Annotated in this window: 7 protein-coding genes; all 7 read left to right on the forward strand. The window is 66.4% G+C overall.

The features are described from left to right. On the forward strand, positions 1–728 hold a 728-nt coding region (locus AC1DKD_RS35575; protein ID WP_477144327.1), incomplete at its 5' end, for an ABC transporter ATP-binding protein. Next, entirely contained in the window at positions 721–1458 is a 738-nt protein-coding gene (locus tag AC1DKD_RS35580; RefSeq protein ID WP_035872323.1) for an ABC transporter ATP-binding protein, read from the forward strand. The genes AC1DKD_RS35575 and AC1DKD_RS35580, both read left to right, overlap by 8 nt. A gap of 98 nt (positions 1459–1556) precedes the next feature. Beyond that, positions 1557–2588 (forward strand): branched-chain amino acid ABC transporter permease, encoded by a 1032-nt coding sequence (locus tag AC1DKD_RS35585; RefSeq protein WP_045239967.1) that lies wholly within the window; start codon positions 1557–1559, stop codon positions 2586–2588. Between the two features lie 15 nt (positions 2589–2603). Next, the gene (locus AC1DKD_RS35590) at positions 2604–3680 is read left to right on the forward strand and encodes a branched-chain amino acid ABC transporter permease (protein WP_035872314.1); all 1077 of its coding nucleotides are present in this window, start codon (positions 2604–2606) and stop codon (positions 3678–3680) included. Positions 3681–3772: 92 nt separating this feature from the next. Next, a complete protein-coding gene (locus AC1DKD_RS35595; RefSeq protein WP_477144328.1) occupies positions 3773–5320 on the forward strand; it encodes an acyl-CoA synthetase in 1548 nt (515 codons plus the stop codon). Positions 5321–5433: 113 nt separating this feature from the next. Continuing rightward, the gene (locus AC1DKD_RS35600; protein WP_477144329.1) at positions 5434–7599 is read left to right on the forward strand and encodes a D-(-)-3-hydroxybutyrate oligomer hydrolase; all 2166 of its coding nucleotides are present in this window, start codon (positions 5434–5436) and stop codon (positions 7597–7599) included. After that, the gene (locus AC1DKD_RS35605; RefSeq protein WP_441630757.1) at positions 7599–8516 is read left to right on the forward strand and encodes a MaoC/PaaZ C-terminal domain-containing protein; all 918 of its coding nucleotides are present in this window, start codon (positions 7599–7601) and stop codon (positions 8514–8516) included. The genes AC1DKD_RS35600 and AC1DKD_RS35605 overlap by 1 nt, the downstream gene beginning before the upstream one ends. Positions 8517–8760 lie beyond the last annotated feature (244 nt).

The following is an 8760-nucleotide window of genomic DNA, read 5'->3' on the forward strand; positions in this document are numbered from 1 at the left end:
ATGCGGTGTCATGCGCGTTCCGACCGGGCGAGCTGACCTGCATCGTCGGCCCCAACGGGGCCGGCAAGACCACCTATTTCAACCTGATCTCGGGCCAGTTGCCACCCACCGCCGGGCAGATCCTGCTTGGCGGCGAGGATGTGACGCGGCTGCCGGTACCACACAAGGCGGCGCGCGGCATTGGCCGGGCCTTCCAGCTGACCAGCCTGTTCCCGAACCTGTCGGTGTTCGAGAATGTGCGGCTGGCGGTGCAGGCGCGGCAACGCATCGGACTGGACCTGTGGTCCGTGTGGAGCGGCAACCGCGCGGTACGCGCCGAGGCGGAGCGCTGTCTTGAACGCGTGGCCATGGCCGACAAGCGCCATTTGCCTGTTGCCTCGCTGCCGCACGGCAACCAGCGCAAGCTGGAGGTGGGCATCCTGCTGGCGCTGCAACCGCGCATCTTCATGTTCGACGAGCCGACCGCCGGCATGAGCGTGGACGAAGTGCCCGTCATCCTGGACCTGATCCAGGAGATCAAGCGCGACAGGAGCAAGACGGTGCTGCTGGTGGAACACAAGATGGATGTGGTGCGCTCGCTGGCCGACCGGATCATCGTGCTGCATAACGGCAACCTGATGGCGGACGGTGACCCGGCCGAGGTGATCGCCTCGCCGATCGTGCAACAGGCTTATCTCGGGATCGGCGCCGCCGACGACGGCGTGCAGGGGGAGGGCAGACATGGCTGACGGACCGGCAACGCCCATCCTGCGCCTGGATGGCGTGCAGACGCATATCGGGCCATATCACATCCTGCACGGCGTGAGCTTTTCGGTGCCGCGCGGCGGCGTGACGATGCTGCTCGGGCGCAATGGCGCCGGCAAGACCACCACGCTGCGCACCATCATGAATCTCTGGCAGGCCAGCGAGGGGCGCATCGCGTTCGACGGCGCGGATATTACCCGCCGCGGCACGCCCGCCATCGCGCAGGCCGGCATCGCCTACGTGCCGGAGAACATGAGCGTGTTCTCCGAGCTGACCGTGGCCGAGAACATGCGCCTGGCCGCGCGCAGCGGCGCCATCGACGGGCAGCGGCTGGATTGGGTATTCCGCATGTTTCCCGCGCTGAAGATTTTCTGGCACCAGCGAGCCGGCGTGTTGTCCGGCGGGCAGAAGCAGATGCTGTCGGTGGCGCGGGCCATTATCGAGCCGCGCAAGCTGCTGATCGTCGACGAGCCGACCAAGGGCCTGGCGCCGGCCATCATCCAGAACATGATCACGGTCTTCCGCGAGCTCAAGCAGACAGACGTGTCGATCCTGCTGGTGGAGCAGAACTTCCACATGGCCAGGTCGGTGGGGGATACGGTCGCCGTGATGGACGACGGGCGCGTGGTGCATACGGGCAACATGGCTGAGCTGGCAGGGGACGAGGCCTTGCAGCAGCGGCTGCTGGGTTTGTCGCTGGCGGCGCATCAGTAGCGTCGGTCGCGGCATGAAGCGCGGTGGCAAGTGCCGCCGCCCGTGGCGGGCCGTCAAGGCCTTCACGCAATCAAACAAGAATCGTCAGGACCGAGACAATGACGAGTACAAGCTCCTTACCCACCACGCCGGCGGCGCCGGCCGACCTGCCCAAGGTCCGGCTCGACTGGACGCCGCTGGCGCTGGCCCCGCTGCTGATGCTGCTGGCCTATCCCCTGATCGGCAGTGGCTCGACCTGGCTCACCCTGACCATTGCCGGCCTTGCCATGGGCATGATCGTGTTCGTGGTGTCCTCGGGGCTGACGCTGGTGTTCGGCCTGATGGACGTCCTCAACTTCGGCCACGGCGCGTTTATCGCGCTGGGCGCCTACGTGGCGGCGTCGGTGCTGCTGCCGCTGGGCGCCTGGGTGGAGGCCGACAGCCTGGCGCTCAACCTGGCCGTGTTCGGCCTCGCCATCGGAGCGGCGATGGTGGCGGCGGGAGCGATCGGCTTCCTGTTCGAGCGCATCGTGGTGCGCCCGGTCTACGGCCAGCACCTGAAGCAGATCCTGATCACCATGGGCGGCATGATCGTGGCGGAGCAACTGATCAAGGCCATCTGGGGCGCCGAAACCATCGCGCTGCAGGTGCCCACCACCTTCCGCGGCGCGGTCTTGCTGGGCGATGCGGCGATCGAAAAATACCGGCTGATCGCCGTGGTGCTCGGGCTGGTGATCTTCGTCTCCATGGTGYTGGTGCTCAACCGTACCCGCATTGGCCTGTTGATCCGCGCCGGCGTGGAGAACCGCGAGATGGTCGAGTCACTCGGCTACCGTATCCGGCGCCTGTTTATCGGCGTGTTCGTGGTGGGTGCCGGCCTGGCCGGGATGGGCGGCGTGCTGTGGGGCCTGTACCAGCAGAACATCACCGCCGCCATCGGCGCCCAGGTCAATGTGCTGATCTTCATCGTCATCATCATCGGCGGGCTCGGCTCCACCACCGGCTGCTTCGTCGGCGCCTTGCTGGTCGGGCTGATGGCCAACTACACCGGCTTCCTGTTTCCCAAGGTAGCGCTGTTCTCGAACATCCTGCTGATGGTAATGATCCTGCTGTGGCGTCCGCAGGGCCTGTACCCGGTAGCCAAGCGCTGAGCGCCGAGGAAAACCATGATCCGATTGCTTTCCGGCGACCTGCCAAGAAGCCGCGTGCTCACCGTCATCCTGGTGGCGATGCTGCTGGCGCTGGCCTGCGCGCCGTTCCTGTTTCCCGGCGCGCGCGCGCTCAATATGGCGGCCAAGATCTGCATCTTCGTGGTGCTGGTGGCCAGCTACGACCTGCTGCTCGGCTATACCGGCATCGTCTCCTTTGCCCATACCATGTTCTTCGGCATCGGCGGCTATGGTGTGGCGATCGCCATGTCGCGGCTCGATCCGGGGTGGGGCGCGCTGGCGCTCGGCACGCTGGGCGCGCTGGCGGTGTCGATGGCGCTGGCCTTCCTGATCGGGCTGTTCTCGCTGCGGGTCAGGGCCATCTTCTTCGCCATGATCACGCTGGCGGTGGCGACCGCCTTCGCCACGCTGGTATCTCAGTTGTCTGAATGGACCGGCGGCGAGGATGGCATCACCTTCAAGGTGCCGGAAGTCTTCACGCCAGGCTTTACCCTGGGAGACGCCGAGTGGTTCGGCGTGCCGCTCAACGGCAAGCTGTTCTCCTACTACTTCGTGTTCGCCGGCGCGCTGGTGCTGTTCCTGCTGCTGTTGCGCGTGGTCAACTCGCCGTTCGGCCGGGTGCTGCAGGCGATCCGCGAGAACGATTTCCGCGCCGAGGCGATCGGCTACCGCACCGTGGTGTACCGGACCGTGTCCACCGTGCTGTCGGCCGGGTTCGCCACGCTGGCCGGCGTGCTGATGGCGCTCTGGCTGCGCTACAACGGGCCCGATACTTCGTTGTCGTTCGAGATCATGGTCGACATCCTGCTGATCGTGGTGATCGGCGGCATGGGCACGCTGTACGGCGCCATCATCGGCACTACGCTGTTCCTGGTGGCGCAAACCTACCTGCAGGATGTGATGAAGCTGGCCAGCGAGGCCACCACGGCCGTGCCGCTGCTCTCGGGGCTGCTGCATCCGGACCGCTGGCTCTTATGGCTCGGCCTGCTGTTCATCCTCAGCGTGTACTACTTCCCGCAAGGCATCGTTGGCCGCCTGCGCGGCGATCGCTCGGAGCACGAGGTGGCGTCGTAGGGCTTTTCGACATGCCGGACCATGCGGCAAGTGTTAACAAGCACGATAAGAAGCGCTATAACAAAGACACCTAACAGCGGAGATCCGGGACCATGTATGTAGTCGACTGGCTGCACAAGAACGCCCTGCACACGCCGGACAAGGTGGCGCTGGTCGACGTGGAGAGCGGCCGCAAGGTGACCTACCGGCAGTTCGACGAACGTGCCAGCCGCTTCGCCGAGTACCTGGGCGAGCGGTTGCAGCTGGCGCCTGGCGCCCGCGTGGCCGTGCTGGCCCACAACAGCTCCGATTATTTCGAGATGCTTTACGGCTGCGCCAAGGCCGGCATGGTGATGGTCTGCCTGAACTGGCGCCTGCCTGCGGCGGAATTGTTGCCCATCCTGCGCGACTGCGCGCCCGACGTGCTGGTGGCCGGCGATGGCTTCCTGGCTACCGCTGCGGACTTGAGCAGTGCGCTGCCCCTGCGCGCGGTCCTGCACCTGGCCGACGACGAGAGCGCCGATGTGCCGGGAGGCTGGATGGAGTATGAAGCGATGCTGGCCGGCAGTTCGGGCCGCATCATCGAGATGCCTTGCCGCGACGAGCACGAGGTCTGGCACCTGCTATATACCTCGGGCACCACCGGCCGTCCCAAGGGCGTGATACAGACCTATGGCATGGTCTTCTTCAATGCCGTCAACGCCATGCTGGCCAACAAGATCACGCGCGACGACGTGTTCCTCAATGTGCTGCCGTTCTTCCATACGGGCGGGCTGAACCTGTACGCCAACCCGGTGCTCCATGCCGGCGGCACCGTGCATATCATGCGGCAGTTCGACGCCGCGGTCACGCTGGGCAAGCTCGATGCCAGCGCCGGCGAAGGCATCACCATGTTCTTTGCCGTGCCCGCGGTCTATCTCTTCCTGAGCCAGCATGCCGGCTTCGCGGCGGCGGACTTTTCGCGGGTGCGCAATATGTCCGCGGGCGGCTCGGCGGTGCCTCGGCCTCTGCTGGAGGCCTACCTGGCCAAGGGCGTGACGATCTGCTTCGGCTTCGGCATGACCGAGACCGGTCCCACCGTGTTTGTCTGCGACGAAGCCACTGCGCGCCGCAAGATCGGCACCATCGGCAAGCCGGTGGGCTCGATGCTGACGCGGGTGGTGGATGCGCACGGCCGCGACGTGGCGCCCGGCGAGCGCGGCGAGTTGCTGATCAAGGGGCCGGGCGTCACGCCCGGCTACTGGAACCTGCCGCAGGCCACCGATGCCGCCATTCGCGGCGGCTGGCTGCATTCGGGCGACATCGCCTACATGGACGAGGAGGGCGATTACTACATCGTCGACCGCGCCAAGGACATGTTTATTTCCGGTGGCGAGAACGTCTATCCCGCCGAAGTGGAAAACGTGCTGTTCCAGCTTGCCGGGGTGTCCGAGGCGGCCGTCATCGGCGTGCCGGACGCGCGCTGGGGCGAAGTCGGCATGGCCCTGGTGGTGGCCAGGCCAGGCGTGGCGCTCGATGCTGAAGGGGTGCTCGYGTATTGCCGCGCGGCGCTGGCAGGCTACAAGGTGCCGCGCCATGTCCGGATCATCGAGGCGCTGCCGCGCACGCCGTCCGGCAAGGTGGAAAAACACAAGTTGCGCGCGCGTTTCCAGGCGCAATGAGGCGGCGGCCAGCGCCTGTCGCGGCCCAGTTCGATGTCATGCAGTTGCTGTCTTGTGAAATTCTCGTTTCTGTATTGCGTTCCGATAGATCAAGCATGCAAAAGGGGGTCAACATGTTGCGCGGACTTGCAGGACATGGCGGTAGGTGCGGACGCGGAGGGCGCCTGGCGCTGGCAGGCGCGGCAGGCCTGCTGCTGGTGGCATGCGGCTCGAGCGACAACAATGCGAACAACGGCAATCCCAATCCCAATCCCAAGCCCGCGAATATCGGTGCGGTAACGATTACGACCTACGACGGCAACACCGACGACCTGCTCACCGCCGGTCTTGGCAAGGACGGCCTGGGCTCGGCCACGGCGCCGGTGCCGCTGAACCCCGCGGCGCCCACGGCGGCCGAGTTGCGCCGCTATGCCATCTATACCAACTACCGCGCGCTGGTGGATATCACGGTGGGCGGTGGCTATGGCAGCCTGTATGGCCCCAACGTGGACGCGCAGGGCAATGTCACCAGCGGGCAGGGGAAGGTCGCCGGGCGCGAGTACCTGGCCTTCTCGGACGATGGCAGCGGCCAGCAGAACGTGACGATGCTGGTGCAGATTCCCGAYAGTTTCAACGTGGCCAAGCCCTGCCTGATCACGGCCACCTCGTCCGGCTCGCGGGGCGTCTACGGCGCGATTTCCACTGGCGAGTGGGCGCTCAAGCGCGGCTGCGCCGTCGCCTATACGGACAAGGGCACCGGCGCCGCGCCGCACGACCTGGATACCGACACCGTGCCGCTGATCGACGGCACGCGAGCCAACCGTACCGCCGCCGGCACCAGCGCGCAGTTCGCCGCCCCGTTCCCGAATACCAGCCTGGCCGCCTTCAATGCGCTGGCGCCGCACCGGCTCGCGTTCAAGCACGCCCATTCGCAGCGCAATCCCGAGAAGGACTGGGGCACCTTCACGCTGCAGGCCGCCGAATTCGCGATCTGGGCCATCAATGACCGGTTTGGCACGGTGGCCTCCGATGGCACGCGCCAGCGCAGCTTCGGCCCCGACAAGATCGTTGTCATCGCGTCCAGCGTCTCCAATGGCGGTGGCGCGGCCGTCGCCGCGGCGGAGCAGGATACCCAGGGCCTGATCGACGGCGTGGCGGTGGCCGAGCCGAATCTCAACCTGCCCGCCAACACCGGGGTGATCGTCACGCGTGGTGGGGTGCCGGTCAGCAAGTCGGGGCTCGTGCTGTATGACTACACCACCACGGCCAACCTGATGCAACTTTGCACCTCGCAGGCGACCGCGCTGGTGAATGCGCCGGGCGTGGCCTTGTATGCGTTGCCCGCCGTCGGGCTCGTGCAACCGGCGCTCAACCGCTGCCAGTCGCTGGCCAATGCCGGGCTGGTCAGCGGGGCCGACGGGGCCAGCCGGGCTGCCGATGCGTTGCAGAAGCTGCATGATGCCGGCTGGGAGTCGGATTCCGACGCGCTCCATCCGTCGCTTGCCCTTTTTGAGGTGGCCAGTGCGGTATCCGTGACATTCGCCAACGCGCTGGCGCGTGCCGCCGTGGCCGACCGTCTGTGCGGCTACAGCTTTGCCGCCACCGGGACGGCGGTGCTGACGCCGGCGACAATCGCGCCGGCCACGCTCAATGTGTTGTATTCGACGGGCAATGGCGTGCCGCCGGCGGCCGGCGTGCAACTGATCAACGACAACAACCCCGGCGGGCCGCTGCGCGACCTCTATTCCAGATCGCCCGGCACAAGCCTGGCCGATGCCAACCTCGATGGCGCCCGCTGCCTGCGCGCACTGCTGACCGGCACCGGCACCCAGGCCCAGGCGCTGCAGGCCGGGCTGGCGCAGACGCTGCGCTCGGGCGACCTGCATGGCAAGCCGGCCATCATCGTGCATGGCCGCAGCGATGCGCTGCTGCCGGTCAACCATACCTCGCGGCCCTATCTCGGCTACAACCGGCTCAAGGAGGGCAGCGCCAGCAATCTCTCCTATATGGAAGTCACGAACGGCCAGCACTTCGACAGTTTCATCGGCGCGGTAGCGGGCTATGACAATCGCTATATCCCGCTCCACGTCTACCTGAACCGGGCGCTCGACGCGGTCTACGCCAACCTCACCACCGGCACCGCGCTGCCGCCCTCGCAGGTGGTGCGCACGATCGCRCGCGGTGGCATTTTGTCGCCGGCGCCCACCATCCTGCCCACCAACTTGCCGCCGTTTGCCRCCACCCCGGCCAATGCGGACCGGATTACGGTCATCGGCAGCACCGTAGAGGTACCCAACTGATGAAGGCATCCCGCACGCGCGTCCTGACGCAAGAAGATTTCGACCGCTTCGCTTCGCTCTCGCGCGACGACAATCCCATTCACTGCGACCCGCGGTTCGCCAGGACGACGCATTTCGGCGCGACCGTGGCGCACGGCATGTTCCTGTTTTCGCTGCTGTGCGCGCAGATGCGGCGCAGCAACCCCAGGCCGGTCCTGCCGATCGGGCAGACGCTGATGTTTCCTCGTCCCACCTTCGTCGGCGACGGCGTGGCGGCCGTGCTGGTGCTGAACGACACGCCCGGCCAGGACCGTATCGCCCTGGACACCGAGATCCGCTGCATGCAGCGTGGCCGCATGCGAACGGCAGCTACCGATGAGCAGATTACGGCACAGGGAGATGCGATCCTGCTGGTCGACGCAAGTGCCGAAACGCTGGCGCAGGCGCCGCTTGACGAGGCGGACGACGCCGGGCGCCTTGCCGCCGCGGTGGACGGCGACCGGAGGCTCTATCACCTTAGCGTCGGCCAGGAGGCTTCGGCGGTACGCAGTTTCAGCGCCGGCGATATCGATGAATACGTGTCGTTGACCGACGATGGCAACGCCTTCTATACCGACCCGGTATTTGCCCGCAGCCGCGGCTTCGGGGGTGCCATCGTGCCGCTGCCCCTGCTGGCCGGCATGTTCTCGGACCTGCTGGGCACGCGCTTGCCGGGCCGCGGCACCGGCTGGATGAAACAGTCGCTGCGGCTGCGGTCGCCGGCGCGGCTGGGCGAATTGCTGACCGCCTCGGTGCGGATCGTGCGCCTGCGCGGCGACAAGGATCTGGTCAACCTGGCCACCGTCGTCACCGGGGACGATGGCCGCGTGGTGCTGGCCGGCGAAGCCCTGGTGCTGGTGCGCAACCTGGAAGACAAGCGGGCGCTCGCGGCCGCGTGAAATGCGCGGGAGGGAACAGGTCGCAACGTATTTCCTGCGCCACATCAATGGCCGTGCAGTCAGGCCTTGAAATGTAGGCGCAAAGCCTTATCTTTCGATCAGACATCCAGTGTCCGGCCCGTGCGACGGGATCGGCAGGCCGGGGCGCAGACGCCCCGCCTTCCGCATCGGGCACTCATCCGAAAAAGAGGGCTCCTAAATGCGACTTGACAAACTGACTACCCGATTCCAGGAAGCGCTGGCT

The sequence above is a fragment of the Cupriavidus sp. 05T313 genome (assembly GCF_056396665.1).

What these genes read in the sequence shown, in the direction of transcription:
- AC1DKD_RS35590 (WP_035872314.1), top strand. Translation starts at nt 2,604, where the DNA reads ATGATCCGATTGCTTTCCGGCGACCTGCCAAGAAGCCGCGTGCTCACC.
- AC1DKD_RS35580 (WP_035872323.1), top strand. Translation starts at nt 721, where the DNA reads ATGGCTGACGGACCGGCAACGCCCATCCTGCGCCTGGATGGCGTGCAG.
- AC1DKD_RS35605 (WP_441630757.1), top strand. Translation starts at nt 7,599, where the DNA reads ATGAAGGCATCCCGCACGCGCGTCCTGACGCAAGAAGATTTCGACCGC.